The 19,694-nt window shown below is 58.1% G+C and carries 16 protein-coding genes; 7 read left to right on the top strand and 9 right to left on the bottom strand.

Going from position 1 to position 19,694, the window contains the following annotated elements:
- Nucleotides 1-5 precede the first annotated feature (5 nt).
- Nucleotides 6-1,337 carry a hemolysin family protein gene (locus tag MUN80_RS25165; RefSeq protein WP_244717646.1) on the bottom strand — a complete coding sequence of 444 codons (1,332 nt, stop codon included), beginning with the start codon at nucleotides 1,335-1,337 and terminating at the stop codon, nucleotides 6-8.
- 226 nt (nucleotides 1,338-1,563) lie between these two features.
- Here MUN80_RS25165 and MUN80_RS25160 point away from each other — a divergent pair, with 226 nt between their 5' ends.
- From MUN80_RS25160 to MUN80_RS25145, 4 genes are all read left to right on the top strand, one after another.
- On the top strand, nucleotides 1,564-3,777 hold the full coding sequence (locus tag MUN80_RS25160) for a protein-disulfide reductase DsbD family protein (RefSeq protein ID WP_244717643.1): 2,214 nt from the start codon (nucleotides 1,564-1,566) through the stop codon (nucleotides 3,775-3,777).
- Nucleotides 3,778-4,465: 688 nt separating this feature from the next.
- A complete protein-coding gene (locus tag MUN80_RS25155) occupies nucleotides 4,466-4,930 on the top strand; it encodes an Lrp/AsnC ligand binding domain-containing protein (protein WP_100337573.1) in 465 nt (154 codons plus the stop codon).
- A 259-nt stretch (nucleotides 4,931-5,189) separates the two neighbouring features.
- Complete coding sequence (locus MUN80_RS25150) at nucleotides 5,190-5,813, top strand: toxin-antitoxin system YwqK family antitoxin (protein WP_244717639.1); 624 nt, start codon at nucleotides 5,190-5,192, stop codon at nucleotides 5,811-5,813.
- Complete coding sequence (locus MUN80_RS25145; RefSeq protein ID WP_244717636.1) at nucleotides 5,813-6,148, top strand: energy transducer TonB; 336 nt, start codon at nucleotides 5,813-5,815, stop codon at nucleotides 6,146-6,148. Before MUN80_RS25150 ends, MUN80_RS25145 begins: the two co-directional genes overlap by 1 nt.
- Nucleotides 6,149-6,231: 83 nt before the next feature.
- Here the strand turns inward: MUN80_RS25145 and trxA are convergent, their stop codons facing one another.
- The 4 genes from trxA to MUN80_RS25125 all read right to left on the bottom strand — a co-directional run bounded on the left by trxA (nucleotide 6,232) and on the right by MUN80_RS25125 (nucleotide 8,753).
- A complete protein-coding gene (gene trxA, locus MUN80_RS25140) occupies nucleotides 6,232-6,561 on the bottom strand; it encodes a thioredoxin (RefSeq protein WP_100337575.1) in 330 nt (109 codons plus the stop codon).
- 195 nt (nucleotides 6,562-6,756) lie between these two features.
- The gene (locus tag MUN80_RS25135) at nucleotides 6,757-7,143 is read right to left on the bottom strand and encodes a hypothetical protein (RefSeq protein WP_244717633.1); all 387 of its coding nucleotides are present in this window, start codon (nucleotides 7,141-7,143) and stop codon (nucleotides 6,757-6,759) included.
- Nucleotides 7,144-7,208: 65 nt separating this feature from the next.
- Nucleotides 7,209-8,126, bottom strand: a complete 918-nt coding sequence (locus tag MUN80_RS25130) for a TIGR01777 family oxidoreductase (RefSeq protein WP_244717630.1) — start codon at nucleotides 8,124-8,126, stop codon at nucleotides 7,209-7,211.
- A 105-nt stretch (nucleotides 8,127-8,231) separates the two neighbouring features.
- Nucleotides 8,232-8,753 carry a GbsR/MarR family transcriptional regulator gene (locus MUN80_RS25125; protein WP_244717628.1) on the bottom strand — a complete coding sequence of 174 codons (522 nt, stop codon included), beginning with the start codon at nucleotides 8,751-8,753 and terminating at the stop codon, nucleotides 8,232-8,234.
- Nucleotides 8,754-9,072: 319 nt separating this feature from the next.
- Here MUN80_RS25125 and MUN80_RS25120 point away from each other — a divergent pair, with 319 nt between their 5' ends.
- Nucleotides 9,073-9,546, top strand: a complete 474-nt coding sequence (locus tag MUN80_RS25120) for a YsnF/AvaK domain-containing protein (RefSeq protein ID WP_244717625.1) — start codon at nucleotides 9,073-9,075, stop codon at nucleotides 9,544-9,546.
- 47 nt (nucleotides 9,547-9,593) lie between these two features.
- Nucleotides 9,594-10,472 carry a YsnF/AvaK domain-containing protein gene (locus tag MUN80_RS25115; protein ID WP_244717622.1) on the top strand — a complete coding sequence of 293 codons (879 nt, stop codon included), beginning with the start codon at nucleotides 9,594-9,596 and terminating at the stop codon, nucleotides 10,470-10,472.
- A gap of 75 nt (nucleotides 10,473-10,547) precedes the next feature.
- Here MUN80_RS25115 and dnaE read toward each other — a convergent pair whose 3' ends face one another.
- A complete protein-coding gene (gene dnaE, locus MUN80_RS25110) occupies nucleotides 10,548-14,264 on the bottom strand; it encodes a DNA polymerase III subunit alpha (RefSeq protein ID WP_244717620.1) in 3,717 nt (1,238 codons plus the stop codon).
- A gap of 212 nt (nucleotides 14,265-14,476) precedes the next feature.
- Nucleotides 14,477-14,926, bottom strand: coding sequence for a hypothetical protein (locus tag MUN80_RS25105; protein ID WP_244717617.1), 450 nt, complete (start codon nucleotides 14,924-14,926; stop codon nucleotides 14,477-14,479).
- Between the two features lie 363 nt (nucleotides 14,927-15,289).
- Here MUN80_RS25105 and MUN80_RS25100 point away from each other — a divergent pair, with 363 nt between their 5' ends.
- A complete protein-coding gene (locus MUN80_RS25100; RefSeq protein ID WP_311136258.1) occupies nucleotides 15,290-16,402 on the top strand; it encodes a fatty acid desaturase family protein in 1,113 nt (370 codons plus the stop codon).
- A gap of 80 nt (nucleotides 16,403-16,482) precedes the next feature.
- Here the strand turns inward: MUN80_RS25100 and MUN80_RS25095 are convergent, their stop codons facing one another.
- Entirely contained in the window at nucleotides 16,483-17,346 is an 864-nt protein-coding gene (locus MUN80_RS25095; protein ID WP_244717614.1) for a LysM peptidoglycan-binding domain-containing protein, read from the bottom strand.
- A gap of 52 nt (nucleotides 17,347-17,398) precedes the next feature.
- Nucleotides 17,399-19,588 (bottom strand): LysM peptidoglycan-binding domain-containing protein, encoded by a 2,190-nt coding sequence (locus MUN80_RS25090; RefSeq protein WP_244717611.1) that lies wholly within the window; start codon nucleotides 19,586-19,588, stop codon nucleotides 17,399-17,401.
- Nucleotides 19,589-19,694 lie beyond the last annotated feature (106 nt).

Raw genomic sequence — 19,694 nt, 5'->3', positions numbered from 1 at the left:
GCTGATTACATATTCAGACCTTCTCCGGCTTCCAGCTCCCGTTCCTCGGTGGCCGTTACGCGGAGCTGCACTAGCTCCACGGCGCGGCGGGAGCGTTGTAGCACCCGGAACTCGTAGTTGTCGAGCACGGCCACGTCGCCTACTTCCGGGATGTTGCCGTAGATGACGTTCAGCAGGCCGCCCACGGTTTCGTAATCGTCGCCTTCGGGCAAGGGGTAAGGCAGGTATTCGTTGGCGTCAGAAATCGGGGTGGAGGTGTTGACGCGGTAGTCGGTTTCCGAAATCTTCTCGACCACCGGTACTTCGTTGTCATACTCATCCTGGATTTCGCCCACGAGCTCCTCCATGATATCCTCAATGGTCACGATGCCCGACACGCCGCCAAACTCGTCCGAAACGATGGCCATGTGAGTATGCTTGCGCTGAAACTGGCGCAGCAGGCGGTTAATCTTCTTGGTTTCGGGTACGAAGTACGCCGGCCGCATAATTTTGGACAGCACAATGGGCTCGTGGCGACGCACGATGGGCAGCAGATCCTTCACGTAAAGCACACCCACGATGTTGTCGATATTGTCTTCGAACACCGGAATCCGGGAGTAGCCTTCGTTGTACACGATTTCCAGAATGTTGTCTTGGGGCGTGGCCACGTCGATGGCCGAGAGCTTGGTGCGGGGCACCATGATCTGCTTTACCATCCGGTCGTTGAACTGAAACACGTTCTCAATCAGCTCGTGCTCCGACTCCTGGATTTCCCCGCTCTGCTTGCTTTGATCCAACAGCAGGCGCAGCTCTTCGGAAGTATGTACTTCTGTGCCGTGCGTGGCGTTGCCCCCAAACAAGCCGGCCACGATGTTTGACAGCCGGTCCAGAACCCAGATGAGAGGGAAGGTAACGAACGCAAAGGCACGCAGGGGCACGGCAATAGCCATGGAAGTGGTTTCGGGCTTCTGGATAGCCAGGACCTTGGGCGCTTGCTCGCCGAGTACGATATGGAGTACCGTAATCAGGGTGAACGACGTGAACAGGGCAATTTTATGCACGGCCGCATCGGACAGGGTAATGCCGAGCTGGTGAATAATAGCCAGTACGACCTCGGCCACGACGCTTTCCCCAATCCAGCCCAGAGCCAGCGACGCCAGGGTGATACCCAGCTGAGTGGCCGACAGGTAGTAGTTCAGGTCGTGGAGCATGCTCTCTACCAGCTTTGCCAGCCGGTTGCCACCCTGCGCTTTTATCTCGATCTGAGAGAGGCGGACTTTGACGAAGGCGAATTCAGCAGCCACGAAAAAGCCGTTGATCAACACCAACAGAATAGTCAGTAATATTTTTAATCCCATATGTGCGGGAGCGAGGCTCGACCGGCCTCACTTCCTTTGTAAAGCAAAAGTACGAGATTCTATCTACGCGGTTCCGGCTCAGTTGATATCCGGGGCTGATTGCGGTCGGCTGGAACGCTGAGTGAGCGGTGGGCAATGAGCCAGACGCAGCCTTAATAACAAGATTGTGACACTTCCTGCCGTACTTTGTTTGTTCCCAACGTTGTCGTTGTTCTAACTCTGCTTCATGCTTTTTAATAAAAAAATACTGCTACCCCTGTGGTTTCTGCTGCTCCTTATCGGCAATGCCACTGCCCAGGTGCTCACGCCCGCCAAGCTCAGCGTTACTACCAGCCAGGCCACGGCCAAGGCAGGAGAGGAACTTGACCTGATTGTCAATGCCCGCATTGATAACACTTGGCATCTCTATGCCACTGATTTTGACCCCGACCTGGGGCCCACGGTATTTACCTTCGCCTTTGCTCAAAGCCCGGCTTACGAGCTGGTGGGCAAGCCTAAATCGGTAGGGGCCAAAAAGAAGTTCGACGACGTGTTCAAAGGTGACGTCACGTACTTCGAGAAAACCGGTCAGATCCGGCAGCGCATCCGGGTTTTGCAGCCCGGTCCGCTCACCATTAAGGCCGATGTGGAATACCAAAGCTGCACCGACGTGGACGGCCGCTGTATTCCCGGCAACGAAACCCTGAGCTTTGGCCCCATCGAGGTGAGTGGCCCGGCCGTAGCCGCTGCTGCTCCTGCTGCTACTTCCCCAGCTGCGGTGGCCACGCCAGCGGCTACTGCCCCCGCCACAACTCCTGCGTCCACTGCCCCGAGCGTAACGCGCCCCACCGATTCGGCCGCCGTAGCCGCCGCGCCAGCCCCGACCACTACTCCAGACGCTTCTGCCGCCGTAGCGCCGGCCGCGCCAGAGGCCGCCGTTGGGGCTGCTACCGTGGTGGCCGCAGGCTCCAATACGCCCGCCGGCACGGGCCTGAGTTTGTGGAAGTACCTGTTGCTGGCCTTCGGAGCGGGCCTGGTGGCCGTGCTTATGCCCTGTGTGTATCCCATGCTGCCCATGACGGTTTCGTATTTTACCAACAAGAGCAGCCGGGGTGAGGCCACTAGCAAGGCTCTGGTGTACGGATTGTCGATTATCAGCATCTATACCGGCGTGGGCGTAGTGCTGAGCCTGCTTTTCGGCGCCGATGCCGCCAACGTTATCAGCTCCCACTGGCTGCCCAACCTACTTTCGTTCGTGATTTTTCTGCTGTTTGGTATGTCCTTCCTTGGCATGTTCGAAATCAATGCGCCCAGCAGCCTAGTCAACAAAGTAGACGCCAAGGCCGACCAGGGCGGCTGGTCGGGTCTGTTCTTTATGGCTGCTACGTTGGTACTTGTGTCGTTTTCCTGTACCGTGCCCATCGTCGGCTCGGTGGCCATAGCGGCGGCCAATGGCGAGCTGCTGCGGCCCACGCTAGGCATGCTGGCCTTTTCCACGGCTTTTGCCCTGCCTTTCGTGCTGTTTGCCCTGTTTCCGACTTGGCTGAAATCCATGCCCCGTTCAGGCGGCTGGCTCAACACGCTTAAAGTTGTTTTGGGCTTCGTGGAGCTGGCCATGGCCTTCAAGTTCCTCAGCTCCGCCGACCTGTCTTACCACTGGGGCCTGCTGCCGCGGCCGGTTTTCCTGGCCATCTGGATTGTGCTGGCGGGCTTGCTGGGTATGTATCTGCTGGGTAAAATCCGCCTGCCCCACGACAGCGACAATCCGCGCGTGAGCGTGCCCCACCTGTTGCTGGGCGCCGTGGCCTTGTCGTTCATGCTCTACATGGTGCCTGGCTTGTTTGGCGCCCCACTCAATGCCCTATCGGCTCTGGCCCCACCGCCCGCCCGCCAGGATTTTGCCTGGTTCAATACCGGTACTGCTCCGGCCTCGGCTACGGCCAGCACGCTCTGCACCTCGCCCCGGTACGCCGACGCCCTGGAGCTGCCCCATAACCTGTCGGGCTATTTCACGCTGCAGGAGGCTTTGGCCTGCGCTAAAGAACAAAACAAACCCATCTTCGTTGACTTTACCGGTCACAACTGCGGCAACTGCCGGGTAATGGAGGCCGGCGTCTGGAGCGACCCGCGGGTGCTGCAGCGCCTGCGCGAAGACTACATCATCGTGGCCCTGTACGCCGACGACAAAACCGAGCTGCCCGCCGACCAGTGGTATACCTCGAAGCGTGACCAGCGGGTAAAAAAGACGCTCGGCGAGCAAAACCTGGACTTCCAGATCAGTCGTTTTAACATGAATGCCCAGCCGTATTACACCCTGCTCAGCCCCAGCAGCACGCTCGAAAATCCGGTGGTGCTGACTCCGGCCGTAACCTATGAGTCGGATGTCACTAAGTTTATCCAGTTCTTGGATGCTGGCAAAGCGCAGCACCAGCGGCAAAGCGCGCCGGTAGCGCGCCGGTAAGCTAAGGGCCAAAAAAGTCGCCGGGCCGCTGAGTAAGTCAATGCTTATTCAGCGGCCCGGCGACTTTTTTGCTTTTTGTGGCTGTCCCTGCGCAACCTTTTGCTACAAATTGTACTCCCTTATAGCTAAAGGCCGATGTAGCCTAGCGTAAAACTGTTTTTTTCCTCGAATGGCTCCTGCTGTAACCGTCCTGGAATATCACTCGGCTCTGCGGCGCCATTTACAGGGCGGCTTTCTAGTTCTTCTGTTTTTTGATTTCCTTTGCACCCGGTTGGACGAAAGAAGCAAAGAATCGACGGCTTCGTTAGCAGATTGTTACTATAAAAAAAGGCTGCACCCACCCAGATGCAGCCTCTTGAATAAGAACGTACCCACCCAGATACGTCCTGTTTTTTCCCTCCTCACATTATCCAACTAATCAGCTGTAGAAGAAGGGTTCGAACCTCCACGGTGTAGTTAGCCGGCCGCCGGACCAGTTTCTCCCAAATCACCACCCCCGAGAGAGGAGGGCATGTCTGCCAGTTTCATCATCCTACAGGAAGGGTCCAATACCGTTTGTGTTGGATTATGACAAATTTAGGATTTCAATTAAATAAATAAAATAATCGCAGACATATGGTGTGAAATTTACATACTTTTTAGTATCACTGAATAAGATTTGCAAATCAGGCAATCAACCTGCTGAAAAATGGCCCGCAATTACGAACTTGACGACACCGACCGCAAAATACTGGCCCTCTTAATTGAGGATGCCAAGATTCCGTACACCGAAATTGCCCGCAAGGTGCATGTCTCGGGGGGCACAGTGCACGTCCGCATGGCCCGTTTAGAGGAATTGGGCATTGTGAAAGGTGCCACCCTCAAAATTGATTATCAGAAGCTGGGCTACGGTGTGAGTGCCTTCCTGGGAATTTATCTGCTTAAGAGCTCAGTATACGCCAGCGTCGTGGAGCAACTGCGCGAAATCCCAGAAGTAGTGAGCATTCATTTCACTACCGGAGCCTACGGCGTATTTGCCCGCCTCGTGTGCCGCGACACCCAGCACCTGCGCGACGTACTCCACGACCGGGTGCAGCTCATTGAAGGCATTGAGCGGACGGAAACGCTCATTTCGCTGGAGGAAACCATGAACCGGGCCATTCAGCTCCAGTAGCTTTTCGCGGTTGCCCATTATTCTGACAAGGGCCAGCTTCCTGCTTCACGGCAGCCGAAGCTGGCCCTTTTATGCATGCGTCCCTAGCAAAGTACTTGTAGATTCCTGTATTATTCCTGGAAACGCACGGTCTAAATTTTGAGCGGGAAGTGTAGTGAACAAGCTGTGAATGCCGTAGATTTAGAGTCTGGTATCCCGCTACTTGGCTAGTATCAAGTAAGTAAGTATCTTTCCTTGGCTGGTATTTATCTGCAACTTCATGAAAGCGCTTCTCATTGCATTTTTGGCGACGGCAGCCCTGGGGCCGGCGGCTCGTGCGCAAAGCCTGCCCGCAGTATATCTGAATGCCCATGACGAGGAAACCGTACCCGATAGTGCCACCCATTACCGCGTTGTGGACCGCAAAAAAGGGGAAGGCGGCTACGCCATGCGCGACTATGCCTTGAACGGTACCTTATTATTGCGCGGTACTCTTACGGGCCTGGAGCCAGCCGTGCGCAACGGCTTGTTTACCTGGTATCATCCCAATGGCAACAAGTCGGCGCAGGTGCACTACCACAATGATGAGGCCGATGGTGTGTACGTGTCGTGGTATGAAGATGGCAAGGTGAGTCAGCGTGGGGAGTACGCCGATGGTATGCGCACGGGCAAGTGGCTTAGCGTGCACCGCAACGGACAGAAACGCTCGGAGGGCACCTATGTATCCAGCCGGCCGCATGGCGAGTGGCGCTACTACTACGACACGGGCCAACTCAGCGCCATCGAGCGGCTCGAAAACGGGCGCAGCACCAATCTGAAGTTTTTCAACCTGGAGGGCGAGCTGTATGCCGGCGTGCCGCGGCGCCGACAGGCCGCCGAGTTTCCGGGGGGCAGGCAGCGCTGATGCAGTATTTGGCCCGCAACACGATTTATTCGAAAGCTGCCCGGCGCAAGAATATTACGGGCAAAGTGTACGTGTCCTACACGGTGGGTGAAGACGGCCGGGTAAGCCAAGTGCGCGTGGTACGGGGACTAGCACCCGAAGTCGATATTGAAGCCCGCCGGGTAGTGGCTGCTTTGCCCGCCTTCAAGCCCGGGCGCGAGTACAACGTGCCCACGGCCATGACCTACACGCTACCCATCATGTTTGCCCCCAACTTCAAGCTGTTTGGCGGCGTGAAAGCCACCCAGACTCCGCCCACCGAGGCCCGCGCCAGCAACCCTGACGAGAGCTACTGACGTTGCTTAATAGGCCCAAAAAAGCCCTGCCGCTCATCAGAGCGGCAGGGCTTTTTTAGTATGTAGTAGGCCGCTAACGGGGGTTAGACGGTTACCTGGGCATCAAGTTTCTGGGCCAACACGTGCTTGGGCACGGCGCCTACTTGCTTGTCCACGATCTGGCCATTCTTGAACACGAGCAGCGTCGGAATGCTGCGGATGCCGAATTTGGCCGAGGTCTGGGGGTTGGAGTCTACGTCAACTTTGCCGATAATGGCTTTGCCTTCGTATTCACCGGCCAGCTCTTCAACTACCGGGCCCACCATGCGGCACGGACCGCACCACTCGGCCCAGAAATCCACGAGCACGGGTTTATCGGAGTTGATGATTTGGTCGAAGTTAGCATCGGTAATCTCGATGGCTTTATGTCCCATGACAATAGGGGGTTTGTGGTGACAATGAAACTGCTCCTTACGAAACTTGGGGCTGCAAGGTAGCAGATTGGGAGTTCAACAAGACTTGAGCCGGAAAGTTTCATCCGGCCAGCTTGTCATATCCTGCCCAAACCCGGCCATAATTGCTTTCCCCGGGCTGGGCTCCGCGTAAGCCCAACCCGGGGAAAGTCGCCTTTAAAGCTTCTTATCGACCACGAACTCATAGGTGCGGGCATATTCCTGGGCCCGGTGGCGTAGTTTATAGAACACGTACAGATTAAAGAAGTGCATGGCACCCAAAATCAGGATGATGGTGCCAATCTTGATGCTCAGCGTCTCGACGCTGGCTTGGTAGCTGGAAATTTCATCGGTACTGCGTAGCGTCAGAGTGGCATACCCGATGTTGATGAGGTAGAACCCCGTGAGCAGGAGCTTATTGACGGAATCCGCCAGGTGCTCATTGCCGTGGAAAATATCGACCAGAAACGTGCGGCCATTCGTGAAGAGCGTGCGGGCTACCCACACCGTGAGCAGAACCGTGACGGGCAGATACACCCCGTAAACAAGCAAGTGGTAGTTCATGACGGTAAGCGGTTAAAAGTGAAAAAGACGAATAAGAAGCGCGGAAATAGAATCTAAAAGTGAGGCTAGGGGAGCTGGGGTACCAGGTCGGCCAGGGCCTGGTCGCAGGTCGGGAACTGGAACCGAAAACCGGCCTGCTCGAGCCGCTCGGGTATTACCTTGCGGCTTTTCAGAATCAGCTCGGTTTCGGTCCGGAGCAAAAAGGCCCCAATTTCGAGCAGCCACCGCGGCTGGGGAAGGTGGAAGCGGGGCTGGTAGTAATGGTCGAGCAGGCCGTTGAACTCCCGGTTGATGAGCGGCTGCGGGGCGCAAAGGTTAAAGGCGCCATCCAGGTCGGGACGGGCCAGCAAAAATTCCACCGCCCGGCAAAAATCCAGCACGTGCAGCCAGCTTATCCACTGCTGGCCTGTGCCCTGGGGCGTACCCAGCCCCAAGCGGGCCAGGCGCGCCACAACCGGCAAGGCGCCACCATCGGCGCCCAGCACGATGGCCGTGCGCAAGGCCAGCCGGCGGGTGCGGGGCGTGGCCGCCAACCAGAATTCGGCTTCCCAGCGCTGGGCCACCATTTCGGAAAAGTTGCGCCCAATCACGCCGGCGGCTTCGGTGTTGGCGGGCTCATTGGCCGGAGTGTCAGTGTAAATGGTGGCTGTGGACAGGTTCAGCCAAACGGGTGGGGGAGACTGGCAGGCGGCAATGGCCTGACCCAGCACCCGGGTGCTTTCAGTGCGGCTGCGGGTAATAGCGTACCGGTTGGCGGCCGTGTAGCGGCAGTCGACGGTGCGGCCTGCCAGATTCAGCACCACGGCCGCGCCTTCTAACTCCGCTGCCCACCCGCCCAGCGTCCGGCCATTCCACGCAACCTGACCGGCAACGGGTCGGCGACTCAACACAATAACCTGATAGCCCAGCAGGGTGAAGTAGCGGGTCAGGTGTTTGCCGAGAAATCCGGTGCCCCCGGCAAGTATCATTTTGGGCCGTTCCATACTGCAAAAGCGTTGAGTGGAAGAAGAAAGGCTGGGCTATTAAGCGCGTATTTGTTATTAAACTTTCAGTAAAAATTGAAAGCAATAAGTAAAAAAATATGCCCGTTACGGGCCAGGCCGCATAAGCTTCATAAAGGTGCTCAGGAACCAGTTTTCGTCAGCCTTGATAAGCGTAGCCGCGGCGCGGTCAGCAAACTCGGCGAAGTTTTGGATGCTGCCAATCATCTGGGTGAAGGCTTCCGTTTCTTCGGGTGTGGCCGTAGCGGAGGGCTCTACCTGCCGGATTTCACCGAGCACGCGCACAATAGGCTCCAACTCCCGGCGGCGGCGCTCCTTTAGAATAAGGGTGGCCACGCGGTGGATGTCCTTTTCGGCCGAAAAAAATTCGCGCCGCTCTCCGGGCCGCAGCTCTTTGCGCACGATGCCCCAGTCCATGAGGGCGCGCACGTTCATGTTCACGTTGCCCCGCGAAATCTGAAGCTGCTCCATAATATCCTCGGTGCTCAAGGCTCCTAGCGACACCAGCAACAGGGCGTGTACCTGCGCCATCGTGCGGCTTACGCCCCAGGCCGAGCCCAGGGTGCCCCAGCCTTCGATGAATCTGCGTTTGGCTTCGTCGAGTTGCATGGCTCAAATGTAAGAGAGTATTTTAAACTTTCAATAATTATTGAAATTAAATTTTTGTGAGTCCTCCAACTACTGGTATTTTGAATAGGCAATAAAAAATCATGTTTTAATTCAATATTATAGACGTGGCTATTGTCCAATTCTGCTGCTGAGTTGATAGGGAGGCTTATTATCGGCTGACTGGAAGTCAAGGCTATGTATTAAAATATAACCATGTATCAATCAGGGCTTTTATAGTGCTAAAACTCTTGTTGAGGTAAGGAGAAGCCTTAGCTGAGCAGTGGGAACCATCGAAAAAAGGGTAGCGTAAGACTGCCCCATGGAACCTAACCGCCCCTCTATCACTCCTTCTGAGACGCTCCGTCCGGCCACTGCAGCTACTGGGCAGCCCCTGGTTATTCCGGTCATCGAAGAACAGGCCGTTATCAATCGGGAAGTGGTGGAAAGTGGGCGGGTACGCTTGGCCAAAACGGTCCACGAGCGGGAAGAAATGCTCGAAATTCCGTTGCAGCACGAAGAAGTGCTGGTCGAGCGGGTGCCCGTTAACCAGTTTGTAGCCGATGGAGCCGCGACTCCCGGACTGCGCTACGATGGCGACACTACCATCATTCCGGTGCTGCGCGAGGTAGTCGTGACGCGCCTGCTGGTAGTAGAAGAAATTCGGGTAACCAAACGCACCCAGACCACCACGCTGACGCAGCCTATTACGCTGCGACACGAAGAAATCCGTGTCGACCGGAGTTCAGGCACTGAGGCAACATCTGCGGCCCCAGGAGGGCCGCCAACCCAGTAAAACCCACCTATTGATACTTCCCATTTCCCAACCCTAATTCTTTCACCATGAACCAGACCGTAGTAGGAATCTTCGATAACATTCAGACCGCTCAGCAGGCTTCGCGCCAACTTATTGCCGCCGGTTTTACCCAGGAAAACGTTGATATTTCTTCCGGCGGTGCCGCTACCAGCGGTAGCACGGCCACTGCCAATAGCAGCAACTATCAGAATACCAGCGGTACCGCTACCGAAGCCGTAGGCGACGCCGCTGGCCGCACCGGTGATGGTATCAGCAACTTCTTTAGCAATTTGTTTGGGGGCGACGACACCGAAGATGCGCGCCGTTACTCACACGTTGCTCGCCAGGGCCACTCAATCCTGACGGTACATTGCCAGTCGGCAGAGCATGCTCGCCAGGCTGCCGAAATCCTGGACAACGCCGGCGCCGTCGATGTGGATGAGCGCGCCGCCCAGACGGGCTACGCCGGAGCGAACAACTACCAGGCGGGTGCCGCTGCCACGGGCCAGGAAGGCTTGTCGGCGCAAGTAATTGAAGAGAACCTGCAGGTAGGTAAGCGGGTAGAGCAAACGGGTGGTGCCCGTCTGCGCAGCCGCATTGTAGAGCGCCCGGTAGAAGCCAGTGTACGTTTGCGCGAAGAGCACGTGAGCGTAGAGCGTCATGCCGTTAACCGTCCGGCCACGGAAGCCGACTTTAACGCCTTTAAGGAAGGTGAAATCGAAATTACGGAAAGTGCCGAGCGCGCCGTAGTAGGCAAAGAAGCCCGCGTCGTGGAAGAAGTAACGCTGGGTAAAGAAGTAACTGAGCGCGAAGAAACCATCCGCGACACGGTGCGCAAAACCGAAGTCGATGTGGAGCGCATCAACGATGCCTCGACCCAGCGCACTGGCTACTCCACCGATGACGATGCGCGCCGCAATTCCTAACTGGTAAGTAGTTGAACAGTGGAAACAAAAAAGGGAGCCAGATTCTGGCTCCCTTTTTTGTGCGGATATATCAACTCAGATCAGCTGGCAGGCCTCAATTTCCATAGCCCGCATCTTGCGGATAAACTCCTTGGGCTCGATGCGGTAACGCCGCGAGTAGGTGTCGACGGTGAGGTGCTCGTGGGGCTCGGCAAACTTGATTTCCAGTTTTTTCGAGCCCGCGCACCCTTCTACAGCCTCCATAAACCGGTCCATGAAGGGCTCGGTAATGGTGCGTAGGTCGAGCTGGACCCGCACGCCGTTGGCTAGCTTTTCGGCCACGTTGAACAGGGGCTCCATAGTCAGAATCTTGAACTCGAACTGGTCGGAGTCGCGGAAGCGCTGGGCGTACTTGCCGCGGATGTACATGGGCGGCACCTGCTCCTTGTCGTAGTTGCGAGGGTTAATCAGGGCCGAGAAACGGCTGTAGTCGTCGCGGAACAAGGCCAGGTTCAAGGACGACTCGTAATCTTCCACGCTGAATGAGACGAAGGGCTGCCCGGTCTTGGTGGTTTTGAACATGACGTTCGAAATCAGCCCGGCTACCGTCACCTCGCGGTTTTTGTAGTTCTCCACCTTGTCTAGACCGCAGGTGCAGTAGGAGTCGATTTCCAGCTTGAAATCGTCCAGCGGGTGGCCCGAGAGGTAGAAGCCTACCACTTCCTTTTCGCGGCGCAGCTGCTCGGTAGCGGGCCAGGGCTCCATGTCGGCCACCTTGGGCAGGGGCATGGCCACGGCTCCGAAGGCCCCGCCGCCAAACAAGCTTTGCTGGGCCGAGTCCTGGTCGGCCTGGTACTGCTGGCCCATGCGCACAGCCTTGTCAATGAGGTTCTGGTCGCCCGAGGGAGCTTCTACAAACTGCCGGCGGTGGTAGCGCTCAAACGAGTCGAAGGCCCCCGACAGGGCCAGGCTTTCGAAGGTCTTCTTGTTGACGGCCCGCAAGTTGACGCGCTTGGAGAAGTCGAAAATATCGGTGAACGGGCCCTTTTTAGCCCGCTCGGCCACGATGTTCTCAATAGCGGCCTCGCCAGCACCTTTCACGGCGGCCATCCCGAAGCGGATCTGGCCCTTTTCGTTTACGTTGAACTTGAGGATGGATTCGTTCACGTCGGGCCCGAGTACGGCCACGCCCTGGCGGCGGGCTTCCTCAATAAAGAAGGTCACTTTCTTGATGTCCGACATGTTGTTGGTCAGCACGGCGGCCATGTACTCGGCGGGGTAGTTGGCCTTGAGGTAGCCGGTCTGGTAAGCCACCACCGAGTAGGCAGCCGAGTGAGAGCGGTTGAAGCCGTAGGCCGCAAACTTCTCCATCACGTCGAACACCTCGTTGGCCTTCTTTTCCTTGATGCCGTGCAGCTCGGCCGCGCCCTTGCAGAATTTCTCCCGCTCCTGGGCCATCTTCTTCATGTCTTTCTTACCCATGGCCCGGCGCAGCAAGTCGGCACCACCGAGGGAGTAGCCGGCCAGAATCTGGGCGGCCTGCATGATCTGCTCCTGGTACACCATGATGCCCTGGGAGTAGTTCAGAATGGGCTCCAGCAGCTCGTGCGGGTATTCCACTTCCTCGCGGCCGTGCTTGCGGTTGATGAAGTTCGGAATGAACTGCATCGGACCCGGGCGGTATAAGGCGTTCATGGCAATCAGGTCCTCGATGTTGGTCGGCTTGAGGTCCTTGAGGTACATGCGCATGCCCTCGGATTCAAACTGGAACGTGCCGATGGTGTCGCCGCGCTGGTAGAGCTCGTAGGTTTTGGGGTCGTCGAGCGGGATGTCGTCGATGTTGATATCGACGCCGTGATTCTTCTTAATGAGCTCCAGGGCATCGACGATGATGGTCAGGGTTTTCAGGCCCAGAAAGTCCATCTTCAGCATCCCGGCACTCTCAATCACCTTGCCGTCGAACTGGGTCACGAGCAGGTCCGAGTCCTTGGAGGTGGACACCGGAATGTACTTGGTGATGTCGTCGGGGGCGATGATGACGCCGGCCGCGTGAATACCGGTGTTGCGGACCGAGCCTTCGAGCTTTTCAGCCAGGCGCAGAATCTGTCCGCGCAGGTTGTCGGGCGCGTCGTCGCGCCGGATCATGTCCAGCTCCTGGTTTTCAGCAAAGGCCCCGGCCAGCGTGGTGCCGGGCTTTTCGGGTACCATTTTGGCCAACTCGTTGGTCAGCGGTAGGGGCAGCTCCATAGCCCGGGCCACGTCCTTGATGCTGGACTTGGCGGCCATGGTACCGAAGGTGATAATCTGGGCTACCTGCGTCTTGCCGTACTTATCCACCACATAGTCGATGACGCGCTGGCGGTTCACGTCGTCGAAGTCGATATCAATATCGGGCATGGACACGCGCTCCGGGTTGAGGAAACGCTCGAACAGCAACGAGTACTTAATCGGGTCGATGTTGGTGATACCCACGCAGTAGGCCACGGCCGAACCGGCAGCCGAGCCCCGACCCGGCCCTACGGCCACGCCCACACTGCGGCCGTGGTTGATGAAGTCCTGGGTGATAAGGAAATAGCCGGCAAAACCCATCGTCTCGATGATGCGCAGCTCGTAGTCCAGGCGCTCCTCAATTTCGGGCGTGCGCTCGGAATAGCGGGGCGGTTTGGTCATCGTCACGATGCCTTTGCCCGCACTCGGCCCGAAAGCCCCCACGTAGGTCAGCTCGCGCAGAAACTCGTCGGCGTTGGCAAAGGGCGCGGGAATGGGGAAGTTGGGCAGCAGAATGTCGCGCTGCAGCTTGGGCGGCGTGATTTTATCAACGATTTCGTTGGTGTTGTCCACACTTTCCGGCACGTCGCTGAACAACTGGTTCATCTGCTCCTGGCTCTTGAAGAAGAACTGGTCGTTGGGGAAGCCAAAGCGGGAGCGGGGGCGGGGCATCTGCGCTTCCTCGTCGATGCGCATGAGCTGGCGGCGCACCGAGTCGTCGGAGCTGGCCAGGGGGCGCAGGTTGTCGAGATGGTCGTAGAGGACCTGTTTTTCGCCCGAAATCAGGCGAAAGTACTTGGTCTGGAAGTCGCCGACCGGAATGCTGTACTCTTCCCCGGTGTTCACGCACAGGAGCAAATCGTGGGGCGCGAAGTCCTCTTGGTTGACGTAGTGCGAGTCGTTGGTGCAGATGACCTTGACGTTGTACTTCTGGGCCCAGCGCAGCAGCACCTGATTGAGGTCTTCCTGGCTTTTACCGGTGTTGTCGATGTTCTCGATGCCGTGGCGCTGGATTTCGATGTAGTAGTCGTCGCCAAACACGTCGAGCCACCACTTGAGCTGCTTCTCGGCTTCCTCCTCGGTTTTCCAGAGCAGGGCCTGCGGGATTTCGGCACCGATGCAGCAGGAGGTGGCAATCAGACCCTCGTGGTACTGGAGCAGCAGTTCCTTGTCGATGCGCGGGTACTTGGAGTACACACCCTCGATGAAGCTCATGGAGCAGAGCTTGGCCAGGTTCTGATAGCCGGCCTGGTCCTTGGCCAGCAAGAGCTGGTGGTGGCGCACGTCCCGCTCGCCTTTTTCCCGGCTGAAGCTCTTCTTGTGCCGGTCTTCCACCAGGTAAAACTCGCAGCCGACGATGGGCTTCACGTTGTACTTATTGGCTTCGGCCACGAAGTTGAACGCGCCAAACATATTGCCGTGGTCGGTGAGAGCCACGGCGGGCATGCCGTCGGCCTGGGCCTTTTTCATCAGGGCGCTGATGCTAGCCTGGCCGTCGAGCAGGGAATATTGGGTGTGGCAGTGCAGGTGGGAGAATACGGGCATCTTCCGGGGAATTCTGAGTGTTGAATTCTGAATGGTGAATGAAAAGTCAATCTTTCAGCCTCCACCGTTCAGAATTTAATAAGAGTAAAGTTACCCATGAATCAGCGGCCGGGAAAGGTTGCGCTTGAAGGGATTTTGGCGTATCGAGCAAGCAAAACAAAAAAGGACGGCCTGGTATGCCGTCCTGGGAAAGGTGGAAACCGTGGCCTAGATTACTGCTCGGTAGGCGGGGCCACAGGCTGTAGGTTCGGGAGCTGGGCTGCCTCAAAACGCTTGAAAGCCTGATCCAGGGCCAGGTTCTGCTGACGACGAGCGGCCATTTTGGTAGCGTTGCTACTGCTGAGTAACGCTTGCTGCTCCTGCATCCAGGCCGCAGTAGGCTTAAGCCCACTGCGACCGGCAGGTTGAGCTTCGGCTATCAGAGCTTTACGGCGGGCCGTAAACTCGGTCATCAGGTTGCTCAATAGGGAAATTGCCCGTCCGTCGCTAGGGGCAAAGTACACCTCGCGCAGGCGCTGCTGCAGGTCGGCGTAGTACTGACTAATACGGCTTTCTAAGCTCGTAGCAGCCATTCCGGCAGAGTGGGCAGTGGCAGCCGTTTGCGCAATGCTTCTTTCCTGAATGCCTAACAGCAGGGCCGCAGCCAACAAGATTCTTTTCATACTGAGTCTGAAGAAAAAGAAAACCGACCAGGCCCGACCACGTCAACGCCAAAGCTGCCATCGTAACGGTTCTGCTGCCCAGTTAGTGCCTTTCCAATAGATTCAGCGGCCCGCCGGTAGTTAGGCTACCGGGCCCGAGTTCGATTTTGGCCGGCTCCTGAACCCAGCGAAACCAGACCCGCTGGGGCCCAGCCATGAGAATCTGGTTATCTTGCTCCCAGCATTGGACTTATTCTACCTACTGGGCCGTTATACTCCCAACTAGTATTTACGGCTGCTATTCCGCCGCTCTAATTCGTGCGCTTTTTAGGTCGTGACCCTTGAGTCGCGGCGCATATTTATTTCCGGGTTTCTATTTAGTCGTTGTCTCCATTCCCGGCCGAGCGTTTCGGCCAGTATCTGCGCATGAAGTATTTGGTTGCTCTCACCGACCCGGTCTACGACCCGGCGGCCCCCATTTCCCGGCTCGACGCTTGGTTGTTGCAGTTTCTGCAGGATAAGCGGGACTTGCCTTTTGTGTACCTCATTCTGGAAATATCCGTGACGCTGCTCCCGCTGGTAGGGCTGTTGTTTGTGCCCGGGTTGCCCGCCGCATGGTGGTGGGCAGTGTTTGCCGTGTACCTGGGGCTGACGACTTTCTACTTCAAAGGGCCGTTTGGGCTGATGCTGCACTGCACCAGTCACCGCATTTTGTTTAAGAAGAAGTACGCCCGGCTCAACCATTACATTCCGTGGGTAATTGGGCCGCTGTTTGGGCAAACGCCCGAAACCTACCTCACCCACCACCTGGGAATGCACCATCCCGAAAACAACCTGCCTGACGACGAAAGCTCCACCATGTATTATCAGCGCGACTCGGTAGCCAGCTTTGGCCGCTATCTAGCCGATTTTTTTCTGCTGGGCATTCCGAAGCTGGTGCTCTACCTGGGGCGGACCAGCAAGCCCAAGCTGCGGTTTCGGCTGCTGCGCGGCGAAGTAATTTACCTGCTGACTTGTCTGGTGCTGGCCTTTGTGAACCTGCCCGCCACGCTGGCCGTGCTGATATTGCCCGTCATCGTGACGCGGGCCGTAATGATGCTCGGCAACTGGAGCCAGCACGCCTTTATTGATGCGGCTACTCCCGATAATTGCTACACCAACAGCGTGACCTGCATCAACACCAAGTACAACCACAAGTGCTGGAACGACGGTTACCACATCAGTCACCACCTCAAGCCCGCCCTGCACTGGACGGAGCACCCGGCCCACTTCCGCCAGAACCTCGACCAGTACACCCAGAACCAGGCCGTGGTCTTCGACGGAATCCACTTCCTGCACATCTTCGCTTACCTCATGACCCGCCGCTACGACTTGCTGGCCCGGCATTTTGTAAACCTGGGAGAGCAATACCAGTCGGAAGCCGAAGTGGTAGCGTTTCTTAAGTCGCGCACCCGCCGCATTCCTCGCCTCGCGCCGCTGGTGGCCGTGGCGGCTTAAGATTCCCCAGCCTAGAACAAACACCAAAAAAGGGACGCTACTATAGCGTCCCTTTTTTAGTGGGTTAAGTTGGTCTGACGTTACTTGGCTGGGCTCAGCACCAGAACCTCTCCAATTTTCACGCCGCCGGTGGGTTTGTTGTTCCATTCCTGCAGCTGGGCCGGCGTAACACCGTACTGCCGGGAAATGCTGAACAGCGTTTCGCCCTTCTGCACCGTGTGGCGGGCCGGAGCGACGGCACTGGCCGGGGCAGCCGGAGCTGCCGCTGCCGGAGTTGCTTTGGCCGCTTGAACTGCAACTGGCGCCGCCACTTTAGCAGGTGCTGGGGTAGTTAGCGGGGCTACTTTGAAACCCGTAGCCGGCTTGGCTCCTACGCTCTTTGATGCGGCCAGGGAATTGGCGGGGGCCGTTTTAGCGGGTTTCGTAGGCTTGGAGGGCGGGGGCGCAATAGTACCCATGGGCTCGGGAGCCGGGGCCGTGGCTACTGCGGGTGCGGGACGAGAAGCACCCACAAAGCCCGAGGCCCGCAGCCGTTCGGTGGCCGCCTTCAGGTCGGGATTTTTGGCGGCGCGGGCGTCGAAGTTGCGAAACTGCGGGCTGCGCATCAGGGTTTGGAGCTCAATCTGCCAGGGTTGCTGGCGCAGGCGCTGGGCCAGCACTTGCTGCTGCTCGCGCGGCAGGCTGGCCGTGTAGTGGCTCAAACGCTGGTTGAGGGTCGGAATTTCCTGCAGCGCGGTTTCAATCAGGGTCACGGCCCGGGTGTCGCTGGGCTCAAAGTAAATTTCGCGCAGCTGCCGCACGCTGGCTTGCACCAGGCCCGACATCACCCGCACGGAATCTTCGGAAATGGCCGCCGGAGCCGCGGCCGTGGACTGCTGGGCCTGGGCCGCCAAAGGGCCCGACAGTAGGCCGCCAAACAGGAGTACTCGAAAAAAGGGACGCATTGGGAGAATCAGAGAATAAGAATCGAAAACGGTTCAACGAATACCAGACGGGCTATTTGGCGGGCTTAATAACGAGTACTTCCCCCAACTTCACGTTGGTGTCAGCCTTGTTATTCCACTCCATCACCTGCTTGATGCTCACGCCATACTTGCGGGCAATGCCATACAGCGACTCGCCGGTTACCACCGTGTGGTTCACCGAGGCCACCGTCGTAGCCGAGGCTACCTCCGCCGTGGTGGTAGCGGAGCTGCTCAGCGCGGCGGCGGGGGGCGTCACCAGTAGCACTTGCCCCAGGCGCAACGCAGGACTGGCGGGTAAATTGTTCCAGGCAATCAGGTCGGCGGGGCGCAGGCCATACTTGCGGGCCACGGCATAGAGCGTTTCCCCTTTTTGCACGGTGTGCTGGCCGTTAGCCGGTACCGGTTCCACGGCGGTGCTCGTCGTTGGTACTGGAGAGGCGGAAGGCAAAGGGCGGGTGGCGGTGCTGGCGGGTGGGGCCGCGGGTTGGGTGGCCGGAGCAGAGGGCTTGGTCGGTGCGGTTGCGGCTGGAGTGGTAGTAGTCACCGGTGCCGGGGCTGGTTTAGGAGCTGCTGGCGTCGCTTTTGCGGGCTCCGCCGCTACGGTTCCTTCCACGGGTTCGTCGGCTACGGCAGCAGCGGTGGGCAAGGGCTTTTTAGGCTGCTGGACAATGAAGTCGTCCTTGGGTGCGGGCTTGGCAGCGGTGGCCTGGGGCAGTTCGTTCAGGTTTTCCATGTGGTCATCCGTCACACTGTCGGCCTGGGTGACCAGGGTTTTGTCGGCATTGGTCGTAGCCGAATCTGTGGCGTCTTCCAGAATCCGATTGGCAGCGGCCGTGGCGCCCGTGTAGGGCTCGGCTTCGTCCTTCACCTTTTCCTTTTTACGGGCGGGCTTGGCGGAAGCAGCGGTGGCTGGTGCCTGTTGCGAGGTTCGTTCGAAGGCGGCCAGGGCGGCGGCATCGTCGCTCTTGGCGTACTCAATGGCTACTTCCTTGGGGCGGGTATGCTGCAGCCACAGAATGCGGCCGGGGCGCAATTCCTCGTTGCGGGGCATGCGGTTTTTGCTCCAGATGGCCTTGGCCCGCACCCCGTATTTCTGCGAAACAGTGGCTACACTCTCGCCCGCCTGAGCCACATGGTATTCCACGGCAGCCTTGTCGCGCTTCTTCTGCACGAAGTAGGGCTGGCCCACCACGATGTTGTCGAAGGCGAACAGGTCGTTGTACTGCATGAACTTGCGCATCTTCATGCCAGCACGCTCGGCCAGGCTTTCCTTGGTGTCGCCGGGCAGGGCAATGATGGCGCGCAGGCCGTTGACTTGCACAAACTCGGCGTTCTGCGGATCGGGTGTGGGCTCGTGTAGGAGCTGGCCCGCGGCGGCCGTCTTCTGCTGAGCGGCCATGGCCGTGAGTTGCAGCGGGTCCGTGACGGGTACCAGAATCGTGTAGGCTTTGTCCAGCGGCACGGGGCCGTCGTTGAGCAGCCAGCGGTTGTGTTTGGCTAGCTCGGCGGGGCTGGTTTGCAAAGAGGCCGCCAGAGCCGAGAGCTGCTGCCCGGCCGCCGCCGGAAATTCGGCCAGCAGCATGGGGGGCTTGGGGTTTTGGCCGCAGGCGGGCTCGAAGGCTACTTTGTGGGCCAGAAAGGTCAGAATGTAGGTGTGGGTCTGCTCCGTGACTTCCATCTCGGTGGCCCCTGGGTCAGTAGGCAGGGTGTAGGGCTTGGCGCCGGTCAAACCCAGGTTGTAGCTGAGCAGGGTGTTGAGCCAGTTGCGGAACGTGTTGTTGTTGCGCAGAAAATACTTGGCTGCCGCCCGCGTCGAGGCCACAATGTGCTTACGCTCGTCCACCACGTCGTTGACCACCACGCCCAGCTCCGTCGCCGACTCCCGCTTGAACTGCCAGTAGCCCACCGCGTCGTGGATAGACTGCGCTTCGCCCTGCAGGCCGCTTTCCTGAAGCACCAGGTAGCGAAAATCCAGGGGCACACCTTCGGTTTGAAACACCCGGTCGATGAGGGGGAAGTGGGCGTCGGCCAGGTTTACGCGGGCCTGAAACGAGGGCTGGTAGCGCCGGATGGCGTCCACTTTTTGTTGGACGGCGGCCCGGCCTCCATCGGTGAGGCGCAGGTGCAGACCGGCAAAATACAGGTCCGCGGGGACCGTCACGCTCTGGGCCGCGGCCAGCAGAGGCAGCAGGCAGAGCAGCGTGAGTATAAGTCGTTTCATAAGAGGCAAACACGGCCATTCTGGCTTCAATCCTACTGAGGACCAGCGCCGACCGTGTACAAAGTAGGCGAAAAAACGCTGGATGCGGCAGCAAAAGCCGTAAAAA

The organism is Hymenobacter cellulosivorans (assembly GCF_022919135.1).
GTDB classification, from domain to species: Bacteria; Bacteroidota; Bacteroidia; order Cytophagales; family Hymenobacteraceae; genus Hymenobacter; species Hymenobacter cellulosivorans.
Note: the sequence above shows the minus strand (reverse complement) of the source record. Positions and strands in the feature narration are given on the sequence as shown.